The 23,322-nt window shown below is 36.6% G+C and carries 18 protein-coding genes; 7 read left to right on the top strand and 11 right to left on the bottom strand.

The features are described 5' to 3' along the window. Positions 1 to 27: 27 nt before the first annotated feature. The 7 genes from polA to IEV85_RS16135 form a co-directional block, all read right to left on the bottom strand. Positions 28 to 2,835, bottom strand: coding sequence for a DNA polymerase I (gene polA / locus IEV85_RS16165; RefSeq protein ID WP_188465299.1), 2,808 nt, complete (start codon positions 2,833 to 2,835; stop codon positions 28 to 30). A gap of 166 nt (positions 2,836 to 3,001) precedes the next feature. Next, complete coding sequence (locus IEV85_RS16160; RefSeq protein ID WP_188465298.1) at positions 3,002 to 3,856, bottom strand: universal stress protein; 855 nt, start codon at positions 3,854 to 3,856, stop codon at positions 3,002 to 3,004. Between the two features lie 184 nt (positions 3,857 to 4,040). Continuing rightward, positions 4,041 to 4,934, bottom strand: a complete 894-nt coding sequence (locus IEV85_RS16155; RefSeq protein WP_188465297.1) for a 1,4-dihydroxy-2-naphthoate polyprenyltransferase — start codon at positions 4,932 to 4,934, stop codon at positions 4,041 to 4,043. An 8-nt stretch (positions 4,935 to 4,942) separates the two neighbouring features. Continuing rightward, positions 4,943 to 5,470: a glutathione peroxidase gene (locus tag IEV85_RS16150; RefSeq protein ID WP_188465295.1), complete on the bottom strand. Its 528-nt coding sequence runs from the start codon at positions 5,468 to 5,470 to the stop codon at positions 4,943 to 4,945. Positions 5,471 to 5,524: 54 nt separating this feature from the next. Further along, positions 5,525 to 7,315, bottom strand: coding sequence for an arginine--tRNA ligase (gene argS, locus IEV85_RS16145; RefSeq protein ID WP_188465293.1), 1,791 nt, complete (start codon positions 7,313 to 7,315; stop codon positions 5,525 to 5,527). Between the two features lie 31 nt (positions 7,316 to 7,346). Then, positions 7,347 to 8,291, bottom strand: coding sequence for a citrulline utilization hydrolase CtlX (gene ctlX / locus IEV85_RS16140; protein ID WP_188465291.1), 945 nt, complete (start codon positions 8,289 to 8,291; stop codon positions 7,347 to 7,349). Between the two features lie 17 nt (positions 8,292 to 8,308). After that, the gene (locus tag IEV85_RS16135; protein WP_188465289.1) at positions 8,309 to 9,229 is read right to left on the bottom strand and encodes a dimethylarginine dimethylaminohydrolase family protein; all 921 of its coding nucleotides are present in this window, start codon (positions 9,227 to 9,229) and stop codon (positions 8,309 to 8,311) included. A 120-nt stretch (positions 9,230 to 9,349) separates the two neighbouring features. Here IEV85_RS16135 and IEV85_RS16130 point away from each other — a divergent pair, with 120 nt between their 5' ends. Further along, positions 9,350 to 10,744: a type III PLP-dependent enzyme domain-containing protein gene (locus tag IEV85_RS16130; RefSeq protein ID WP_188465287.1), complete on the top strand. Its 1,395-nt coding sequence runs from the start codon at positions 9,350 to 9,352 to the stop codon at positions 10,742 to 10,744. Between the two features lie 104 nt (positions 10,745 to 10,848). Here the strand turns inward: IEV85_RS16130 and IEV85_RS16125 are convergent, their stop codons facing one another. The 4 genes from IEV85_RS16125 to IEV85_RS16110 form a co-directional block, all read right to left on the bottom strand. Beyond that, complete coding sequence (locus IEV85_RS16125; protein ID WP_188465284.1) at positions 10,849 to 12,069, bottom strand: GAF domain-containing sensor histidine kinase; 1,221 nt, start codon at positions 12,067 to 12,069, stop codon at positions 10,849 to 10,851. A gap of 54 nt (positions 12,070 to 12,123) precedes the next feature. Further along, positions 12,124 to 13,002 carry an ACP S-malonyltransferase gene (gene fabD / locus IEV85_RS16120; protein ID WP_188465282.1) on the bottom strand — a complete coding sequence of 293 codons (879 nt, stop codon included), beginning with the start codon at positions 13,000 to 13,002 and terminating at the stop codon, positions 12,124 to 12,126. 135 nt (positions 13,003 to 13,137) lie between these two features. Further along, a complete protein-coding gene (locus IEV85_RS16115; RefSeq protein ID WP_188465280.1) occupies positions 13,138 to 13,521 on the bottom strand; it encodes a thiol-disulfide oxidoreductase DCC family protein in 384 nt (127 codons plus the stop codon). Positions 13,522 to 13,527: 6 nt separating this feature from the next. Continuing rightward, on the bottom strand, positions 13,528 to 16,317 hold the full coding sequence (locus IEV85_RS16110; RefSeq protein WP_188465278.1) for a T9SS type B sorting domain-containing protein: 2,790 nt from the start codon (positions 16,315 to 16,317) through the stop codon (positions 13,528 to 13,530). Between the two features lie 211 nt (positions 16,318 to 16,528). On the opposite strand from IEV85_RS16110, the gene IEV85_RS16105 reads away from it, so the two are divergent. From IEV85_RS16105 to IEV85_RS16080, 6 genes are all read left to right on the top strand, one after another. Continuing rightward, positions 16,529 to 17,200: a succinate dehydrogenase cytochrome b subunit gene (locus tag IEV85_RS16105; protein WP_188465276.1), complete on the top strand. Its 672-nt coding sequence runs from the start codon at positions 16,529 to 16,531 to the stop codon at positions 17,198 to 17,200. 16 nt (positions 17,201 to 17,216) lie between these two features. Beyond that, on the top strand, positions 17,217 to 19,151 hold the full coding sequence (locus tag IEV85_RS16100; RefSeq protein WP_188465274.1) for a fumarate reductase/succinate dehydrogenase flavoprotein subunit: 1,935 nt from the start codon (positions 17,217 to 17,219) through the stop codon (positions 19,149 to 19,151). A gap of 27 nt (positions 19,152 to 19,178) precedes the next feature. After that, positions 19,179 to 19,928, top strand: coding sequence for a succinate dehydrogenase/fumarate reductase iron-sulfur subunit (locus tag IEV85_RS16095; RefSeq protein ID WP_188465272.1), 750 nt, complete (start codon positions 19,179 to 19,181; stop codon positions 19,926 to 19,928). A 184-nt stretch (positions 19,929 to 20,112) separates the two neighbouring features. Further along, on the top strand, positions 20,113 to 21,714 hold the full coding sequence (locus tag IEV85_RS16090) for a sodium:solute symporter family protein (RefSeq protein WP_188465270.1): 1,602 nt from the start codon (positions 20,113 to 20,115) through the stop codon (positions 21,712 to 21,714). Between the two features lie 8 nt (positions 21,715 to 21,722). Next, positions 21,723 to 22,160, top strand: a complete 438-nt coding sequence (locus tag IEV85_RS16085) for a GNAT family N-acetyltransferase (protein WP_188465268.1) — start codon at positions 21,723 to 21,725, stop codon at positions 22,158 to 22,160. A gap of 2 nt (positions 22,161 to 22,162) precedes the next feature. Continuing rightward, positions 22,163 to 23,233 carry an alanine racemase gene (locus IEV85_RS16080; protein WP_188465266.1) on the top strand — a complete coding sequence of 357 codons (1,071 nt, stop codon included), beginning with the start codon at positions 22,163 to 22,165 and terminating at the stop codon, positions 23,231 to 23,233. Positions 23,234 to 23,322: the final 89 nt, after the last annotated feature.

Below are 23,322 nucleotides of genomic sequence, written 5' to 3'. Positions count from 1 at the left end.
CACTAATAAATTTATGTACTACCTTAATTAGTGGGCATCCATCCAATTATCGGCCACACCAACACCAATATCCATAGGCACTTCAAGATCCATTGCTGTTTTCATAAAGTGAACTACTTTCTCCTTTAGCAGCTCCAATTCATCTTTATGCACATCAAAAATCAATTCATCATGTACCTGCATAATCATTCTGGACTTTAACTGTTCCTTTTTCATCCAGTTATGAATATTAATCATAGCAAGCTTAATCATATCAGCTGCGCTACCCTGGATCGGTGCATTAATAGCATTTCGTTCTGCGTATCCTCTTACCGTTTGATTTCTGGAATTGATATCTCTTAAAAACCGTTTCCTTCCCAGAATAGTCTTTACATATTCGTTTTTCCTCGCCTCTTCCACACACTCATTCATATAAGCACTTACATTCGGAAACTCTTTAAAGTAGGCTTTAATAATATCTGAAGCTTCGGTACGGGAAATATTTAGGTTTTGAGCTAATCCAAAGGCAGAAATACCATAAATAATACCAAAATTCACCTCTTTGGCCTTCCTTCTCATACCCGGATCAACATCCTCAAGCGCTACTCCAAATACTTTAGCCGCTGTGGTGGAATGGATATCTCTGCCATTTTTAAAAGCTTCCATCATGGCCTCATCTTTGGAAAAAGCAGCCATTATCCGAAGTTCTATTTGAGAGTAATCCGCAGACATTAAAAGGTAATCTTCGTTGCGGGATACAAAAGCTTTCCTGATTAGCCTTCCCTTTTCCGTTCTTATAGGGATATTCTGAAGGTTAGGATTATTGGAGCTTAATCGACCTGTTGCAGCAACAGCCTGCCGGTAGTCAGTGTGCACTCTTCCATCTACTTTGCTAATTAGCTTAGGTAGCGCATCCACATAGGTAGATTTCAGCTTTTGATACTCTCGAAATTCAAGAATTTTAGCTGCTATAGCATGCTCATTAGCTAATTTTGAAAGTATTTCTTCACCTGTAGCATACTGCCCGGATTTTGTTTTCTTTGGCTTATCCACCAACTTCATTTTATCAAAAAGGATTTCCCCCAGTTGTTTAGGCGAAGCAATATTAAATTCCTGCCCGGCTATTTCAAAAATTTCGGCCTGGATGTCAGCAGCAGACTTTTCCAACTCTTTTGACATAACAGCCAGAGCTTTCTCATCAATTTTTACGCCTTCGTATTCCATATCTGCTAAAACGTAGGAGAGAGGCTCTTCTACCTCATGCAGTAAATGCTCCAGCTCATTGGCTTTAATATCTTTTTCTAAAACATGCTTAAGTTGTAAGGTGATGTCAGCATCTTCTCCTGCATATTCCACCACATCCTTGACATCCACATCACGCATATTCCCTTGCTTAACACCTTTCTTACCTATTAATTCTGTAATTGAAACCGGAGTATAGTTAAGATAGTTTTCAGCTAAAGCATCCATATTATGCCTGGTTTCAGGATCAAGCAGATAATGCGCCAGCATGGTGTCAAACATTTTTCCCTTTAGGTTAACGTTATAATTGCGCATTACCTGAATATCGTACTTAAGATTTTGACCGATTTTAACAATCTTGTCATTTTCAAGTACTTCTTTAAATTCATCTACAATTTTCTGTGCTTCCTTCTGGTCTGCAGGAATTGGTACATAGTAAGCTTCCCCCACTACATAGGCAAAAGCCAAACCGACTAATTGCGCATCTTTAGGCTCTAAATCAGTGGTTTCTGTATCAAAGCAAAATTCATCCTGTATGGAAAGGTAATAGATTAAATCTTTCCTTAATTCTTCTGTATCGATAAGATGGTAGTCATGAGCAGTGTTAAGAATGGTCATTTTTTCTTTCGGAGGCTCTTCCTCAGAAAGTGCGTTATCTTCAGGGGAATCCGTAAACATAGAAATCTGAGCAGGATCCACTTTTGCGCTTGATGAAGATTTAGCTGCCACTGGCTCTTCACCGAGTACACGCTTCATCAAAGTTCGAAATTCCAATTCATCAAAAAGTGCTCTTAATTCATCTTCCTTTGGCCCATCATATATAAGCTTCTCAGGTTCATAATCTATAGGTACATCAACTTTAATAGTGGCTAACCTTTTAGAAAGTAAAGCCTGCTCCTTAAAAGCTTCTACTTTCTCTTTCATCTTTCCTTTTAAATCAGCAGTATTTTCCAGTAAGCCTTCCACAGAGCCATATTCTTTTAGAAACTTTATAGCTGTTTTCTTACCTACTCCCGGAATGCCAGGAATATTGTCAGATACATCGCCTTCCAACCCTAAAATATCAATTACCTGTTCTACTCTTTCTATTTCAAACTTTTTGAGGACTTCAGGGATACCTAAAACATCAACCCCATTTCCCATAAAGGAGGGTTTATATAAATAAACATGCTCCTGAACTAACTGGGCATAATCCTTATCGGGCGTCATCATAAATACTTCAAAACCTTCATCGGCAGCCTGTTTTGCAATTGTTCCAATAATATCATCTGCCTCATAACCATCCATGACCAGAACAGGAATATTGAATGCTTCCACAATTTTTTTCACATAAGGAATGGCCACACGAATATCTTCAGGCTGTTCCTCCCGCTGGGCCTTATAATCAGGGAATTCTATATGGCGAAAGGTAGGTGCACTGGTATCGAAAGCAACACCAATATGAGTAGGCTTTTCCTTTTTTAAAATTTCCAGCAACGAATTGGTAAATCCTAAAGCTGCTCCTGTATTCAGACCTTTAGAGTTAATTCTTGGGTTCTTACTGAAGGCAAAATGCGCTCTGTAAATTAATGCCATTGCATCTAAAAGGAAGAGTTTTTTATCCGGCTTACTCATGAAGTGTTAAATATTATTATAATTTATAATCAGTTTTTAAAGGTAGGAAAACTTTCAGCTTTTTGGAATGCTGGACCTGGTTTAAATAGCAAGTACCTTTCGACACATAAAAAAAGCCCGAAGCTAATTAAACAGCTTCGAGCTTATAGTAAGTATAAGATTTTAATCAATCTGCTATCTTAAAAGTAAGAACAGGGCGTTTGCTATGATTTACTACATCTTCCGCAATACTGCCGCTTAGCAAATGCATTAAACCTTTTCTTCCGTGAGTACCCATTGCAATCAGATCAACATTGTTTTCCTTAGAGAATTCCAATATACCTTCCTCCTCATTTGAGGCATTATAAATATGCTTATCTGCATCCAAGCCATTTTTATGCATATATTCATCCATCTTTGTATGCATAGAAGAAGTGGATTCAAAGTTATTTGGTGTATTAACCTTCAATAAATGAATTTTAGCATTCGAGAGCTCTAAAATTTGCTTTAAACTTTTTATTATACCGAGGTCATCATGTTTGAGTGCACTTGCAAATACTACATTATTTATCTTTTCAAGGCTAATTTTCTCCTTTAAAGTAAGAACAGGGCATTTAGCATTTCTTACCACTTTTTCAGCATTGGAACCTATTAAAAGTTCTTCCGCACCTGTGCTACCACTTGTCCCCATTACTATTAAATCAGGCTCAAGCTCATTTACAATACTTGAAATATTGTAGTATGCATTACCGGCTTTTAACTCAGTTTTCAGATTTACGCCTTCAAGAATAGCAGAATTACTTAATTCACTTAATTTCTGTTTTCCTCTTTCCAACATTTTCATCACAAAAACACCTTCCATGCCATCACCATAAGTAGAGGATGCCTCACCAGTAACATTGAAAGAGGGCTGGGTGCCCGGAATTTCTACTACGTGCAATAAAATCAATTCGATATTTCCTTTTTTGGCTATTTCTGCCGCAATGTTTAAAGCTGATTCCGCTTGTTCAGAAAAATCAGTAGGTACGAGTATTCTTTTCATGTGTGTATAGTTAATTTTTTAGTTGTCACATGGAATTCAATAAATTTTGTTCATCCTTGGTTGGTATAGTAAGGATTCGAAGAAATTTATATTCATTTCATGGTTTATGTTTCGATTAAGTTTAATAAGTATACGATTCTTAGCAGTAAATGATATAACTAATTTCAGAAGTAAATTACATCTGCTAAAGTACAATTCCAAATCCGAACGCAAGCACAAAAAAAAGTGAGGATAGGGCTAGCTGTTTTAACAATGGGTCTATTTCACTACTTTTATTGCTTTTCCATAGAATAATCAGATGGTAAACAAAAAGCGGAAATGATAAAAAAAGCAAAAAATTCCACTGAGAAACGTAGTTGATAAAAATAAAAATTCCAATTGCTACCCATGCCGAAACTATTAATGCAATATGGTATATTTTAGCATTTTTTTGACCTAATCTTACCGGAATGCTTCTTTTGCCTGCTAATTCATCCGATTTTATGTCTCTGATATTATTTACATTTAAAACTCCTGTAGCTAAAAAACCACATGCTATAGCTGGTAAAAACACAGTAGGTTCAATGGATTCCGCATGAAGAAAATAAGTTCCCACAACTCCTACTAATCCAAAGAAAAGAAAAACAAAAACATCCCCCAGCCCAAGATATCCATAAGGCCGCTTCCCATTGGTATAAGCTACTGCAGCAAGAATAGCTAATAAACCCATTCCTAAGAATGCAAAAAATGTGTTTGAGCCTATCCCTACAGCGAAATGAAGTAAAAGCAAGCCACTAATAAATGACAAAACAGCACAGATAATAATTGCTCGCTTCATGGAAGAAGCACTTATGACCCCTTGCTGTACGGCTCTACCAGGTCCTTCCCTATCTGCACTGTCTGCACCGTGCACTGAATCTCCATAATCATTAGCCAAATTAGAGAGAATCTGTAAAAATAAAGTTGTGATTAAACTTAGCACACATACAATCCAATTGAATGTGGAGAAAAAAGCTGCTAAAAAGCTGCCCATTCCTATGCAGGCCAAAGCCAGCGGAAGTGTACGTAACCTAAAAGCTTCAATCCAATGTTTCAGCATGCGTGGTATTATAATTTTTCTGCAATTTCACCAGGATTAACTGATGATGGATAAAAGCTCACTTCTTTTCCATCCTCGGAAATCAAATACTTACAAAAATTCCAGGTCGGTTCCTTGCCAGTTTTTTCCTTAAGCCAAACAAACAATGGATGCTGATTTTCACCTACCACATCCATTTTGGCAAACATAGGGAATTCTACTCCATAGTTTTTTTCACAGAATGTAGCTATCTGACTATCCGATCCCGGCTCCTGTCCTCCAAAATTATTAGCAGGAAAACCTAAAACCTGAAGTTGTTCTTTGAAACTCTCATACACTAATTGTAAATCAGCATATTGAGGAGTGTAACCACATTCAGATGCGGTGTTTACTATTAATATTTTTTTGCCTTTGTAGTCTGAAAAATCAACTATTTCTCCAGAGATAGACTGTATTTGAAAATCGTAAATGCTCATTTCTTTCTGTTTTGACTGCGAAAATGAAGTATTGTTATAAAATAATAAAAGCTGAAACAGTAAAAGAATATACTTTTTCATTCTAGACCTTTAAACTACATTCATTATTTACTGTTTCAGCTACAAGCTTGTCCACTACATTTTTTCGGGCACATTTATACCTAAAAGCTGCATGGAAGCTTTAATTACTCTCGCTACCATTTCTGAGAAAGCGATTCTAAAAGCCAAAGCTGCTTTATCTTCTTCATTAAAAATTGAAACCTCTGAATAAAACCGATTGTATGCTTTAGCTAATTCATACACATAATTGGCAATTACGGAAGGTGCATAAGCATTGGCTGCCTCTTCTATTTTTGAAGGAAAGTCTTGTAACAGATTCATCACAAAAAGCTCCGATGGTTCTAATTGATTTAAATCGGTAGAAACTTCAGGAGTTACACCTAATTGTTTGGCTTTTCTTAATAGAGCACAGATTCTAGCATGTACATATTGAATGAAAGGCCCTGTATTCCCCTGGAAATCTATGGATTCTTCAGGGTTAAATAGCATTCTTTTTACAGGGTCCACTCTTAGTAAATAGTATTTTAAAGCGCCCAGACCTAAATCCTTGTAGAGCTTTTCTGCTTCTTCTGATGTGAAACCTTCAATTTTGCCTAATTCATCGGTTCTTTGGCGGGCAGTATCAAACATATCCTGCATTAAATCATCCGCATCTACCACCGTTCCCTCCCGTGATTTCATTTTCCCGGAAGGTAAATCCACCATTCCATAAGCTAAATGATAGCAGCTTTTGGCCCATTCATAACCCATTTTATCCAGAATGGTAAACAATACCTTAAAATGATACTCCTGCTCATTTCCAACAGTATAAATCTGTTGCGATATACTTGGGAAGTCCCTGTAGCGTAAAATAGCAGTACCTATATCTTGTGTCATGTACACAGAAGTTCCATCCTTTCTCAACAACAGCTTTTCATCCAGCCCTTCCTCTTTCAAGTCAATCCAAATGGAGCCATCTTCTTTTTTGAAAAGCAATCCCTGATCCAATGCTTTTAATACCTCTTGTTTTCCTAAAGAGTAAGTCTGTGATTCGTAATAAAGCTTATCGAAATCTACTCCCATAGTTCTGTAAGTAGCATCAAATCCTTTATAAACCCAACTATTCATCTTCTCCCACAGCGCTACCACCTCAGCTTCATTCTGCTCCCATTTAAGTAGCATTTCCTGCGCTTCCAACATTATAGGAGCAATCTTTTCTGCTTCTTCCTGAGCCTTACCCTCTTCTACTAATGCTTTAATCTGCTCTTTGTATTTCTGGTCAAAGATTACATAATATTTACCTACCAGCTTATCTCCTTTCATTCCAGCAGATTCAGGTGTTTCCCCCTCCCCAAACTTTTGCCAGGCCACCATGGATTTACAGATGTGAATTCCACGATCATTTATAATCTGTACTTTATGTACAGTATTTCCATTTGCTTTTAAAATTTCAGAAACTGAGTAACCTAAAAAATTATTTCTAAGGTGCCCCAGGTGCAATGGTTTATTGGTATTAGGAGAGGAATATTCTACCATCACTTCCCTTCCATCTGGCTTTTTAAACCCATAGGAGGAAGTTGAGTAAATATCAGCTGCCAGTTGAATCCATATGGCATCTGAAATACTTAAATTCAGAAACCCTTTTACCACGTTATAGTTAGCTACCAGGGATGTTTTCTCTTTAAGATAGCTTCCTAATTTTTCTCCTGTCTGCTCCGGATTGAGTTTTGAAAACCGCCCTAAAGGAAAACAAACTAATGTGTGACTGCCTTCAAACTCTTTTCTTGTGGGTTGAAAATTCAGTAAATCTTCTTCAATTTTTTGATCAAATAATTCTTCAAATGCAGATAGTGTAAACTTCTTAAGTTCCTTTTCTATATTCAGCATGGTTTTTCTTTAATTCTTTTTTAGATGGAAATTATATGGACTTTGGCAAAAATACTTCTGCCATCATGCATCGTGCACTACCTCCGCCTAAAGCTTCAATAGTATCCAAAGAGCTACTTATAATTTCACAATATTTCTCAATACTTTTAATTTGAAAATCTTTTAATGACTGAAGAGCTGCACCTGACATTACCAGATAAGGCTTTCCATCAATAGATTTCACCTGCAACATATTGCCTGCAAAATGATGCTTTTGATGCTCAGATATTTCAATAACTTCCTTACCGGTTACTTCAAGACTTTCTATTACCGCCTTCCTTTCTTTTTCATCATCAATAGATTCGGCACAAAGGATAGCGAAGTTATCTGCCACACACATCATTACATTGGTGTGGTAAATAGGTAGTCGCTTGCCCTCCACAGTTTGGTTAGCTACAAATTTTACCGCTCTATAATTAAATTTACGGCAAAAATCCTCAAGCACTTTTTCGTTGGTCCTTACAGAAATAGCTGCATAAACTATTTTATTTGGTCTATCCAAAATCATGCTTCCTGTACCTTCCAGGAATTTATCTTCTGCTTCGTATGGAGTAAAATCTTCTATTTCCGAAATTTTTAGTCCGTAATTCTGCTGTAGCTTTCTTAGAATATCTTTTCTTCTTTCAACTCTTCTGTTTTCCGCAAACATGGGGTACAATCCTACTCTGCCATCTCCATGAAATGAAATCCAATTATTCGGAAAAATTGAGTCAGGCGTGTCAGTATCTTCGGTATCATCGATAACAATTACTCTTATCTTTTTTGCTCTCAGCTTTTCTACAAACCTGTCAAATTCCTGTACAGCTTTATATTGTACCTCTTCCGGCTTAATACCATCAATTACTCTTTGATAATAATTATTGACAGCCGTCTGTTCATTAAGCCTAAAATTTATAGGCCTAATCATCATTAAGGTATCAGTGCTTTGCTTTTCCATTTTAAACCAATCTTTATTTAATTTTTATCACGGATTAGTGGTAAGGTAGAACACCTTAATAAACCTTCCATCTTAGAAATTTCAGCATAGGGTACTTTTTCAACTGTAAAGCCTCTTTCTTCCAAAACTTTAGACAAACGATCAAATTTTTGTTCTACTACTACAACCTTCGGACTTATGGAAAAGACATTTGAGTTCATCTCATACATTTCATCCCTGTTGATGTGAATTAAATTTTCTTCCCCAAAATAGTTTACGAGGTATTGATAGTCTTCTTCCAGCTTAAAGCCATCTTTATAAATAATAGCCTGATTTTGGCCAATTGGCTGAAAGCAACAATCCAGGTGCAAGGCATTATCTTTTGCTACCTCATCAGATTTTTTTAGCTGAAAACCTATTACCTTTTTATTAGGGAACTGTTTTTGTAAAAATTCAAGCCCTGCCCTGTTGGTTCGGGAGACAATATATTTTCCAAAATCTTCCTGTTCAGAATAGCCTACAAAAACATGATCTTTCCATGGCATAACATCCCCCCCTTCAATTCTACCATCATCAGGAACATCCAGAATATTTTCCGGAGCAATTTGATCAATTACATACTGAATACCCTGAATTTCCTCATCCCTGTCCTTTAAAATTCTAGGCTTTATAAATTTATCTTCAATTACAAAACCTATATCTCTGGAGAAAATCTGGTTGTAATTACCAATAATCTCAGGTCTGTATACTTTAACATCATATTTCTCCAGAATCTCGGCAAAAGCCTCCATTTCTTCAATCATATCATCTTCTTTCGGATAAGTGCCTGCTTTAATGTGCTCTTTTGATTTAGGATCATACGCATCTTCCATGTTAGGAACGTCTCCAACCCCTTTAGCAGTTCCTAAAATCACAGCCCTCAGAAACGATGTTTCATCGCCCACATAAACATTTATCATAAAAAAGTATTGTATTAATAAGTAATTTCGTCAGAATTTCGTAACTAATATTTTAGCTTTGCAAAGATTGCAAATTTACACCAATATTTCACGCAAGCATAAAAAGCAAAAAATTATTAAATGAAGAGTTATATAGATTTAATTGAACAAACCTTTTATTGGCCTCAAAAGGAATTTAATGTTGAAAATAATGCTTTAAAATTTCACGATGTCCCCTTAATGGACATCATCAAAAAATATGGAACTCCGCTCAAGCTAACCTACCTTCCTAAAATCAGTGAAAACATTAATAATGCCAGGTCCTTTTTTGCTAAGGCATTTGAAAAACATAATTATAAGGGTAAATACACATATTGTTACTGTACTAAGTCATCCCACTTTTCTTTCGTTATGGAGGAGGCTCTGAAAGCAGGTGCCCACATTGAAACCTCTTCATCGTTCGACATCCCTATTGTGCGAAAGCTTCATGAAAAAGGTTTGTTAAGCAAGCAACATTTTGTGGTATGTAACGGCTTTAAAAGACCACTTTATAAGAAATACATTAATGAATTAATTAATGATGGCTTTGAAAATGTTGTGCCGGTTTTAGACAATTTAAATGAGCTTGAAGCTTATGAGGAAGGTGCTAACAAGCCATTTAAAGTTGGTATAAGAATCGCCTCTGATGAAGAGCCTAATTTTGAATTTTACACAAGTAGATTAGGCATTAGGTATAATGATGTAGTAAGCTTATATAATGAGAAAATAGCTCCCAGCAAGAAAGCTACATTAAAAATGCTTCATTTTTTTATTAATACTGGCATTAAGGACACTGCTTATTATTGGAGTGAGCTAAGTAAGTTTGTAGACATGTATTGCGAATTGAAGAAAGTATGTCCGGAACTGGATACTATTGATATAGGAGGTGGGTTCCCTATTAAAACTTCGCTTGGTTTCGAATATGATTACCAGTACATGGTTGATCAGATTGTGGAAAATATCCAATGGATTTGTGAGAAAAACAACGTAGAAGTCCCTCATATTTTCACTGAATTTGGCAGCTATACTGTGGGCGAAAGCGGTGCAACTATCTACTCTATACTTGGTCAGAAACTTCAGAATGATAAAGAGCTATGGTATATGATTGATGGTTCATTCATTACGCATTTACCAGATGTGTGGGGATTAAACCAGAAATTTATTCTGATGGCTATTAATAATTGGGAAGAACCCTTTCACAAAGTGAAGATGGGAGGTTTAACTTGTGATTCCATGGATTATTATAACTCTGAAGCGCATTCATTTGAGGTTTTTTTACCTAAGGTGGAACCTAAAACACCTCAGTACATAGGATTTTTCCATACAGGTGCTTATCAGGAATCATTAGGGGGTTATGGAGGCATTCAGCACTGTCTCATTCCCGCTCCAAAGCATGTATTAATCAATAAAGATAAAGAAGGCAATATAACTTCCGAGCTTTTTGCTGATGAACAGGAAAGTGAATCGATGCTTAAGTTGCTAGGCTATTCGAAATAAATATTATATGGAATCTAGAATTAGATTACACAAGGGGAGATCATTTGTCACTTACTTTCCCATATATCAAATTGATTTTCGTGTAATTGCCTAATAGGCTCTATTTAAGCTTGAGAAAGAGTAAAGAAGAAGGTACTCCCTTTTCCTTCTTTACTCTTTATCTCTAAAGACGAATTATGTCTTTCCAAAAATTCATTTATCAGCTTTAATCCTAAACCTGAACCTTTTTCCTTTCGAGTACCCAGGGTAGTAATTTTTTTCTCTCCTTTATTTAACTTGTTGACTAATTGCTCACTCATCCCAACACCGCTATCCTTAATTGCAATGCAAATTTTCCCATCTTCCTGTAACGAAGAAGATAACTCAATGCTTCCATTCTCAGTAAATTTGATCGCATTACCTGTCAGATTTCTAAGTATGAATCTTAACATTGAAGAATCAGCTAATACTTTGAGATGACGGTCTACCTTATTCAGTAATTTGATATTCTTTTTATTAGCCTGCACCTGAAACAACTGTATTACCTCGTAAATGTATTGATGCAAATTGAGGCTACTTAAATTAAAGTCTCCTACACTTTGCGACCACTCTAGTAGATTCTCTACAAGATTATGAATACCATTAACACTTTCTTTAATCACGGGCATCAATTTCAGCTTTTCCTCAGTAGAAGAATTTTTAAAATAATCTGAATTGAAATAAGATCGCACACTTGAAATTGGCCCTCTTAAATCGTGAGAAATAATACTTGTCATTTCATTATTCTGATTATTGAGATTTTTTAATTTCTTATTCTGTACCTCAATAATTTTTACATTTTCTTCAAGTTGTAATTTTTTCTCCCGAAGTTCAATCAACCTGGAAACCTGATTACTGAGAATCTCCAATGCTGTTTTTTGAGATTTATTTAAAGTTTTAGGTTTTGAATCAATAACACACAGGGTACCGAGATTATATCCATTTTCAGTTGTAAGTGGCATACCTGCATAAAAACGAATACTCGGATCATTTATCACTAAAGGATTGTCGGTAAAACGTTCATCCTTGGTAGCATCTTCAATTATAAATAAGTCATTTTGATAAATTGCGTGTCCGCAGAAAGAGATGTCTCTTTCAGTTTCGCTCCAGTCAATGCCTTTTTTTGATTTAAACCACTGTCTGGAAGCATCTATCATCGTAATTAAGGAAATGGGCACTTCGCAGATAATAGAAGCCAGCTCTACAACATCATCAAAATCTTTCTCAGTTGCTGTATCAAGAATTTTAAACCTGTAGAGCTCTTCTAATCTCTTCTCCTCATTTTCAGGGTTCAATGGCTTTATCATAATCAAACAATTTCATGGTAGCGATTTTCTGCCCTTTAGCTTAATGATGAACTGCTAGAGCTGGTCTACTTCCGATTCTCTATTTATTTTTTTTACTAACCCCTGAAGAACTTTTCCGGGTCCACTTTCAATAAAAATGTCCGCGCCATTGGCTACCATATGTTGCACCGATTGTGTCCATCGAACCGGAGCTGTTAATTGAGCAATTAAATTTGCTTTGATAATGGCTATGTCTTCCGAAGGGCTCGCATTAAAATTTTGATAAATCGGACACTTAGGTTTAGAAAAAGTGGTTTGTTCTATGGCTTTTGCTAACTCCTCTCTGGCGGGTTCCATTAGAGGTGAGTGAAAAGCTCCCCCTACAGGCAAAGGTAATGCACGTTTAGCTCCCGCTTCCTTCATTTTCTCGCAGGCTATTTCTATTCCTTTATTAGATCCTGATATGACCAGCTGACCAGGACAATTATAATTAGCAGGTACTACAATTTCTTCAGTAATACTTGCACAAATTTTTTCAACTTTTTCATCCTCAAGCCCGAGGATAGCGGCCATAGTAGAAGGATTGATTTCACAAGCTTTTTGCATTGCAAGCGCTCTTTTATAAACAAGGTTGAGACCGTCATCAAATGAAAGCGTGCCATTTGCTACTAAAGCAGAAAATTCTCCTAATGAGTGACCTGCTACCATATCGGGCTTAAAATCTGGATGAACCAATGCCGTTATTACTGAATGCAAAAAAACTGCTGGTTGCGTCACCTTGGTTTCCTTTAATTGCTCATCGGTTCCTTCAAACATTATCTTAGTGATTTCAAATCCTAAAATATCATTAGCCTGCTCAAAAAGTGTTTTGGCTTTTGGTTGGGTCTCATATAGTTCTTTACCCATTCCTGAAAACTGAGCACCCTGGCCCGGAAAAACGTATGCTTTTTTCATTTGTAAAATTTATTTTCTAATTGAAAAAGGATTCAACTTGAAACAATTATAATTTAGTTAATATTCAAGCCTTATTAAAGCTCAAAGATATAAATTTTACAACAGACAGGAAGTATTAAAATTTAAGCCTATATTTTAAAGAAACCTTGTCTTTATATCAGGCGTAGGCATCCTACAAGTTTCCTGCTTCCCAAACCATTTATATCTATTTTTCGCAACTAAATCATAGAAAAAATCTCTCATGAAAGGGGGAATAATTATCAGTCCGTATAATAATGGCCACGCACCAGTTAACTTTTTTGCTATTCGAAGTGCAGCACTACTCTTTTGATAAATTTTGCCTTCTTCAAAAAGTGCAATGCTATTTAAGTTATCTAATTGTTCTTCCTTTAAATATTTGGCTGCAATATCAGATTGTAGGGGTGCCAGCTTAAACTTTGCTTTGGGATCCCTATCTATCACAAAATTTACAGCCCCATTACACAGATTACAAACACCATCAAAAAATATTATCCTCATAGAATCTTATCTTCTGATTTCTACATAGCCTTTAATAAAACGCTCCTTATTTTCAGGCCTAAGCATATCAAATGTTACAAGGGCTTCAAAATAGTAAATAGCAGAAGGCAACTGTTCACCACTAAAATTGGTACCATTCCAATTAATGTATACACTATTTTCTCCACCTGAAGTATATTCATAAACCTGTTTTCCGTATCTGTTATATACCTTGAACTCAATTTTCTCCAGGAACCTCGGGCACTTATCTAAAGGAATTGCTCCTGTTGCAGCCCCTCCCGGGTAAAAAGGAGTAAAAAGATCATTTTTATTGTCACCATTAGGAGTGATCAAATTAGGGAAAGCTATATTAGGACAATTTTCTTTGCAGAAGACTTCAGAGAAATCACTTCTATTTTCCGACTGATCTACTGCACGTATTTTATAACATCCCGCAAACTCTTCCAAATCTTTATGAGTAAAAGTAGTTTCTGTAGTAGTTCCTACTAGCTGAAATTCACCATCAATGGTATTGGTATAAAAAATCTCGTAATAGCTAATATTGGCATCACAACTATCAGTCAGATTCGCTTCCCAAACAAGTGTGTTTTCAAATTGGTAGAAATTACAAGGCTTATCCGCCAGAAAGCTTAAGCAATCTCCCTCTGATCCTAAATTGAAAGAAACTTCGAAAGGAGGGCAAGGATTGATATTATCATCCGGCATAGCACAAAGCACCTGTGAATTATTTAATAGAGGTTCAAAAATATCCTCGTTACCATAACCACCTGAAGTTGTTACATAGTAACAATATTGCTCATTATTTGATAGCTTCACATTATTAAAAGCCCCACTATCTATATATTGATACCCAAACTGAGTTACATCCACAGAATCTATCAAAACCATTAAGTTAGTATCTGCTGCTACCTTATTCCTGTAAATATAGTGGTAAGGAAAATCCTGATTTGTATTACTCCATGGTACATCAGCTTCCCAATTCAATTCCACTGCTTCAAATAAGCCTACCGAGCCTAAACGTACTGTTGAAGCTGTAGCAGACACTTCAATTAGATTTTCTTCATTAATTTCTGCCTCATCCAAATATAAATTTAAGCGGTATCTGTAAACCTCATCTAAGGTATTTAATCCTGAATCAGTATAAGTGGTATCATTCACAACTGTAGTTACAGGTGAAAAGCCACTTCCTGAAGACCTCAATACCTGATATTTGTAAGGAGGAGGATAAATACTGGTGTCAATTTCAAAAGGAGGAAGCCAACTCACTATAACTTCTCCATTATTAGCATCTGTAGAGGATATACTAACATTAGTTATAACCGGCCCTGTGGCAGCTATTTGCTCACAAACTTCCTCGGAAGCATAGCTCACCCCACCTGTAGGCAACTCAAAAACAGCCACTAATCGGTAGCAATAGGTTGCTCCGAAATCAAGACCTCTACCAGCATTATTATCAAGAAAAGAATTTTGAGCTACAGGAACAGCACCAATTAATTCGTAGCCTCCATTTTCAGGAATTCCAATCTCACAGTTTTCAGGGTTAAATGCAAAACTATCCACCCTTCTGTATACCTGCACTACTTCAGCTAAACCGCAGTCGTAAGGATCCCATGAAACCTCTATAGACCTTTGAGGTTTGCTTTCTGCTACAACATTCTTAGGTGCCGGAGGTACAACCGTAACACTCCATGTCTCAAATGCTGTAAGTCTAATACCCGGGCCATTATCAGTAGCTTTAAAGCGAATCAAATAAGGATCTTCCCTAATATGATCGCAAGTAGTTTGCCAGCTAAAGTCTGCTGTTGTTGGGCTTTGATCATAAACAGCAGGGTCAGGTGAAAGTGTAGCTGATGGCACCAGGGTAAAAGGCCCTCCAAACGCTTCAATTTTAACTAAAGATTCAGGATTAGGATCTGTTGCAATGATTTGAGCCTCTAATAAAGTACCTGCTTCAATACAGGTATCCATCGGTATTTCCAGTTCAGGTGGGTCATTATCCGTTTCCCCTATAATAATTTGCATATCTCTGGTAACACTACCTAAAAAACGGTACTCTCCATCAATTTTACGCCATTCTTCGGCTATAAATGCAATGTTATATTCACCTTGCAAACCTGGAGCATCCCAGAAGATATCACCAGTCAACTGATCAAGCGTGTAGGTGGCAGGTCCAGTTTGCTGCTCATTTTGGCCACCTCCCGCTACATCAGGAAAACGATAATTACCAACCTCTACATTTTTTCTGCTTTTAGGAATTGTAACTTTAAAAGAAATACTATCTCCATTAATATCAAAAGCACCCGGATTATGAAAAAACAAAACTCCTACTGCACCTTTATCAATAGGAGGTACAAGAAAAACAGGAGTATCATTACAACCAAAAATAGGATCTAGCCTAACAGTGGTCTCTACATAAAAAGGAGTTTGCACGGAATTCGACATGTTAATAATGTTCGCATTCCTAAAATCTTCCACGTAAGAAACTGTAAAACTACCATCTCCAGGATAGGTATGCGTAAGTCGAAACTGAACTAGTTCTACTTCATTATCTATTATTTCTTTTCTAAAAAAACCATCCGGATTAAGAGCTATTGTATTTCCATCTCCATAATCGAAAATCCCATTTCCAAATAAAATATCAGAACCTGTATCTCTGTAAGCAGTTAATGTAAATTCATAAGTACGACTTGTACATCCCAATCTTCTTGCTGTAATCTCTCCAGCACGTATATGGGTTGCCTGTGCATTAATGCATAAGCAGGTTAAGAAAAGTATGATAAGGAGTAACTGTTTCACTTGTTTAGCGCTGAGAGATTTAGAACGTTAAGATATAAAATATTGTTCATAAATCACCAAAACATTCATATTGTAATTTTTGTTTAACGGTAATTACAAAAAATAATTATACTATTTAGAATGTTTTAAAATAAAAAACACAATTGTTTTATAAGGGTTCCACACGTAACTTTGAATCTATCATTTTAAACCCTAATAATTAAGTAAATATATGAGTTGGCTTTCTGATACTTTAACAAGCACAATCGGTAGGAAATTAGTGATGTCACTTACCGGATTGTTTTTAATCATTTTTTTAGTCGTCCATTTAGCTGGTAATTTTCAGTTATTAGCTGATGATGGTGGGTTAGCTTTTAATGCTTATGCAAAATTCATGACTTCTAATCCTATAATTAAAACGACATCTTATGGACTTTATGCGTTCATATTAATACATATTATTATGTCTATTGCTTTAGTAAGAAAAAATAAAGCTGCGAGGCCTGTGGGATATTCTGAGGTAAAAGGATCTGCAAACAGCTCATTTTCTTCAAGAAATATGGGCATTTTAGGTTTTATTATTTTTGTTTTTTTAGTGATTCATTTGAGAAATTTTTGGTACGAAATGCATTGGGGAGCAATTCAGATGGATGATGCAGGAAACAAAGACCTTTATAAAGTTGTTAGTGCTGCATTTAGTGAATGGTGGTATGTAGCAATTTATGTTTTGTGTATGGTGGGACTGGCTTTCCATTTGTCTCATGGGTTTTCAAGTGCTTTCCAAACACTTGGTGTAAATCATAGCAAATACACTCCATTTATTAAAAAATTGGGAATCGCATACGCAATATTAATACCATTTGCATTTGCATTAATTCCAATAATCATGTTTCTCAATAGTTAAGGATAATTACTGTACTATGAATTTAGAATCAAAAATACCTGAAGGTCCATTATCAGAGAAGTGGACAAATCATAAATTTAATGTGAAGCTGGTAAACCCGGCTAATAAACGAAAATATGATATCATTGTAGTAGGAACCGGATTGGCGGGTGCTTCGGCAGCAGCTTCATTAGCTGAATTAGGTTACAATGTAAAGTCATTTTGTTTTCAAGATAGTCCAAGAAGAGCTCACTCAATTGCAGCTCAAGGTGGTATTAATGCAGCTAAGAACTATCAAAATGATGGTGATAGTGTGTTCCGTTTATTCTACGACACTATTAAAGGTGGGGATTATCGCTCTAGAGAGGCAAATGTCTACAGACTAGCTCAGGTGAGTGTAAATATAATCGATCAGTGTGTAGCTCAAGGTGTTCCTTTTGCAAGAGAATACGGTGGGTTATTAGCTAATAGATCATTCGGTGGAGCGCAAGTTTCCAGAACATTCTATGCGAGAGGTCAAACGGGACAGCAATTATTATTAGGAGCTTACAGTGCCTTAAGTCGTCAAATAGCAAACGGTAAAGTTGAGCTTTTCCCAAGAACTGAAATGCTGGATTTAGTGATGGTTGATGGAAAAGCCAAAGGTATTGTAGCCAGAAATCTGGTAACCGGTAAAATTGAATCACATTCAGCACATGCTGTTGTATTAGCAACCGGAGGTTACGGTAACGTATTCTACTTATCTACTAATGCAATGGGGTCAAATGTTACAGCCGCTTGGAGAGCTCACAAAAAAGGAGCTTTAATGGCTAACCCATGTTACACCCAGATTCACCCAACTTGTATTCCAGTTAGTGGAGATCATCAATCTAAACTGACTTTAATGTCAGAATCTTTAAGAAATGATGGTCGTGTATGGGTTCCAGCTACTAAGGAATTGGCTGAAAAAATCAGAAAAAAAGAAATTCATCCGAATGATCTTAGTGAGGATGAAAGAGATTATTATTTAGAAAGAAAATATCCTGCTTTCGGTAACCTTGTACCTCGTGATGTAGCTTCTAGAAATGCTAAATATGTTTGCGATGAAGGTAGAGGAGTAAATGAAACAGGAAAAGCAGTTTACCTTGATTTCAGAGATGCTATCAAGAGAGACGGTGAGGATACAATTGCAAGTAAGTATGGTAATTTGTTTGATATGTATAAGCAAATTACCGGGGAAAATCCTTATGCTCAACCTATGAAAATTTATCCTGCTGTGCATTATACTATGGGTGGTCTTTGGGTTGATTATAATCTTAAAACCAACATAGATGGACTATACGCAACAGGTGAGTCTAATTTCTCAGACCACGGGGCAAATAGATTAGGTGCTAGTGCTTTAATGCAAGGCTTAGCAGATGGTTATTTTGTAATCCCTTACACTATCGGTAATTATTTAGCTGGTGAGAAATATGAAAAAGTAGATACTGATCATGAAGCTTTCAAAGCAGCTGAAAAAGAGGTAAAAGATAATATCGATAAATTATTATCTATAAAAGGAAGTAAGTCTGTTGATCATTACCATAAAGAGTTAGGTAAAATCATGTGGGACTATTGCGGAATGTCAAGAACTGGTGAAGGCCTGAAAAAAGCAAAAGAACTGATTAAAGATCTTAAAGTAGATTTCTGGAAAAATGTAAAAGTTCTCGGTTCAAATGAAGAATTCAATAGCTCTTTAGAGAAAGCGTCTAGAGTTTCTGATTTCCTAGAATTAGGAGAGTTGATGGTTGATGATGCACTTCATAGAGAGGAGTCTTGTGGAGGCCACTTCAGGGAAGAGCATCAAACACCAGAAGGTGAAGCTAAACGTAATGATGAAGACTTTGCTTACGTAGCAGCCTGGGAGTACACTGGTCCTGAAAAGCCGGAAACTCTTCACAAAGAACAATTGATATTTGAAAATGTAAAACTGACACAAAGAAGCTATAAGTAGTCTTTAGGTCATCAAAATATTTTAATTATGAAATTTAAATTAAAAATCTGGAGACAGAAAAACAATCAAGATAAAGGCGGGTTTAAAACATATGATTTAGATGGTGTGTCATCAGACATGTCATTTCTGGAAATGATTGATGTTTTAAACGAGCAATTAATAGATAAGGATGAGGATCCTGTGCATTTTGATCATGACTGTAGAGAAGGTATTTGTGGCATGTGCAGTATGTATATTAATGGTGAGCCGCATGGCCCACTTAGAGGTGTAACTACTTGTCAACTTCACATGAGAAGCTTTAGTGATGGTGAAACTATCACTATTGAACCTTGGAGAGCAAAAGCTTTTCCTGTTATAAAAGATTTAGCGGTAGATAGAAGTGCTTTTGACAGAGTTATTCAAGCAGGAGGATATATTAGTGTAAATACTGGAGGAACTCCTGATGCTAATGAAATACCTATTCCTAAAACTGTGGCAGATGAAGCATTCGATTCAGCTACTTGTATTGGGTGTGGGGCTTGCGTTGCAGCGTGTAAAAATGCATCTGCTATGCTTTTTGTAAGTGCTAAAATATCGCAGTTATCAATGTTACCGCAGGGTCAAGTTGAGCGTGATGAGAGAGCTGAGAAAATGGTAGCTCAAATGGATGCTGAAGGATTCGGGGCTTGTACTAATACAGGAGCCTGTTCTGCTGAATGCCCAAAGGGAATTGATCTATCTAATATTGCGAGAATGAACAGAGAATACTTAGGAGCTAAGTTGAGTTCTGGGAAGTAAAATCATAAATTATAATGTTAAAAGGGCGCTAAGCCCTTTTTTTATGCCTGAAAAATTTTGCGTATCTTAGAATTTTTAAATTATTTAGAACCAGTTACAGGATATTATTCGGCAGCTCTTACACCAGCATACCGATAAGACTCGCCTCCACTTTGCTATCCGTAACTTACTAACTGAAAATAATATGCATATTATCGATTTATCCATTTTCATCATCTACATAGTAGGTATGTTGGGAGTCGGCTACTATTTCTACCGAAGTAATACCGGCATGGACGATTATTATGTAGGAGGCAGGAGCATGACCAGCTGGCATATAGGCTTAAGCGTGGTAGCTACTGATGTAGGTGGTGGATTTTCCATTGGCTTAGGTGGTTTAGGCTTTACGATAGGCCTATCTGGCTCATGGATGCTCTTTACAGGCTTAATCGGTGCATGGCTTGCAGCTGTCTTTTTGATTCCTATTGTGCGAGGCAATAAAGCTTTTGCCAATTTCCACACCATGCCCCAAATTTTTGAATACTTTTTTGATAGAAAAGAGGCTCTCCTGGCGGCTATAATATCGGCAATCGGATATGCCGGTTTTACCAGTTCTCAACTACTTGCAGGGGCTAAATTAGCTTCAGGTACTTTTCCGGAAATTTCACTGACCGGTGCTTTATGGGTTATGGGTGCCATTGCGGTAATCTACACCGTGATTGGTGGAATAAAAGCCGTTATTTATACAGACACCATCCAGTGGATTATTTTACTTTCCGGATTAATTTTTATAGGGATTCCCATGTCTTACAATGCGGTGGGCGGAATGGAAGCTATTAAAGCTACATTAAGTCCTGATATGCTCAGTTTAACCAATATTTCCTGGCAGGATATTGTTTATTGGGTAGCCACTATTATCCCTATTTGGTTTGTTGGCATGACACTTTATCAAAGAATATATGCCAGCAAAGATGTAAAAACAGCGAAAAGAGCGTGGTTTATTGCAGGACTCTTTGAATGGCCAATTATGGCATTTATGGGCATTGCTCTTGGTATTTTAGCCAGAGTAGCTGCAGATCAGGGAATGTTTGCGCACTTAGGAACTTTCGGCATTACAGATGCAGATCCTGAACAAGGATTACCTATGATGCTGGCTACCGTTCTGCCAGTTGGCCTTTTAGGTTTAATGATGTCAGCTTATTTCTCTGCTATCCTGTCAACAGCTGACAGTTGCCTAATGGCTTCGTCCGGTAACATTGTTTCAGACTTTATACAAAAATTCTCAAAAAAGTTTTCTACTGATCAATCCGAGCTAAGGCTCTCTCAAATAGTTACTCTGGGAGTAGGTTTATTAGCACTTCTATTAGCCAGTGTAATGGAAAATGTACTTAACCTGATGCTATACAGCTATGCATTTATGGTATCCGGATTATTCATCCCAATTATGGGAGGGCTGTTCTGGAAAAAAAGTAGTACTACCGGAGCATTTTATGCAATGCTTGCAGGCGGTTTTACTACAGCACTGCTTCAGGCAAATAAAGTTACTTTAAGCCTGGCTTCCAGGAAAGGAGAAATTCTAAGCAGTATTAAAAAATTCGATCATTTAATTCCTAACAATGAAGCTTTTGATATGATGACACCCGGTCAAATTGCAACAGTCATTAACAAGTTGCAGGTAATTCACGTTCCTTTATCAGATGCGTTCTTTAAATTACCCTTAGGACTCGATCCAAATGTTTTTGGAATAACGATTTCTGGTATCATATTTATCACGCTTTCATATTTATTTCCTAACAAAAATTTATAAATATTAACATGGAATATCAAACTATAACATCAATAGACACAGCTACAACGCTTCAGAAAAATGAAGTGGCTGACTTTTTATTTACTCATTTGGATCAGTACGGAGATTCAAAAGAAGACATTATGAAATGCCTTGATTATGCATTAAGCTCTTTCGGCCATCAGGGAGGATTTGTAGTTGTAGGGCGAGAGGATGGTGCCATCAAAGGTGCCGTAGTTGTAAACCAAACCGGAATGTCAGGTTACATTCCGGAAAACATACTGGTATACATTGCTGTACATGCTGATCAGAGAGGAAAAGGTGTAGGCAAAGAATTAATGAAAAGAGCCATAAATATGGCAAAAGGAGATATTGCTCTACATGTTGAGCCGGAAAACCCTGCAAAGTACTTGTATGAAAAATTAGGCTTTACAAATAAATACCTGGAAATGAGGTTAAAAAAATAAATATGGCATTTTTAAAACTATACCGGGAAAAGCTTAAACATAATTTCGATTTTCTTCATGAACTTTTTACAAAAAATAATTTAGACTGGGGCGCAGTTACCAAACTTTTTTGTGGAAATGAGCTATACCTAAAAGAAGTGATTGATTTAGGGTTTCGGGAAATCCACGATTCCAGAATAAGCAATCTCCAGAAGGTGAAGGCTATTGATCCTACAGTAAAAACATGTTACATCAAACCTCCGGCAAAAAGGAGTATTAAAGATGTGGTAAGTTTTGCTGACATGAGCATGAATACAGAGTATTACACACTCAAACTACTTTCTGAAGAAGCCGGGAGACAAAATAAAATCCATAAAGCAATAATTATGGTGGAAACGGGTGATTTGAGAGAAGGTGTTATGGGGGATCACTTAATCGATTTTTATGCTAAAGTATTTGAATTACCTAATATTGAAATAGTAGGAATTGGCACTAACTTAAACTGCCTGCATGGTGTAATGCCTTCCCAGGATAAGTTAATCCAGTTAAGCCTGTACAAACAAATAATAGAGCTGAAATTTAACCGAAAAATCCCACTGGTTTCAGGTGGCACATCAGTTACAATTCCGCTGATCATGAATAAGCAGATTCCTGCAGGGGTTAATCATTTCAGGATTGGCGAAACCCTATATTTTGGAGCTAACCTTTTTGATGATACTACCATACAGGGTATGCACGATGATTGTTTAGAATTATTTACCGAAATAATAGAAATCACTGAAAAGCCTAAAGTGCCAATGGGAGAAATGGCAGCCAATCCGCAAGGGGTAACTACCGAAATAGATGAGTCTCTGTATGGCCAAACCAGTTTTAGGGCTATTTTGGATATTGGCGTTCTAGATATTGATCCCAAATACCTTATTCTTGATGATTATGACTTCAAAGTTGTGGGATCCAGTTCTGATATGATTGTTATTGATCTGGGAGATAATACTGCTAATAGAAAAGTGGGAGACTTAATCAATTTCAAATTGAAATACATGGGCGCCTTAGGAATTCTAAATTCAAATTATATAGAAAAAACGGTGGAGTAAGTGCTCATTTCAGTCTGAATATCAGCTGATTCCCATGTGCTATTTTACCTTATAATCATCAGAAAAAAAGAGAGAAAAGATGCTAATTG

This window comes from Marivirga lumbricoides (assembly GCF_014636295.1).
Lineage (GTDB): Bacteria > Bacteroidota > Bacteroidia > Cytophagales > Cyclobacteriaceae > Marivirga > Marivirga lumbricoides.
The sequence above is the reverse complement of the archived record's forward strand: the minus strand, read 5'-3'. Positions and strand labels throughout refer to the sequence as shown.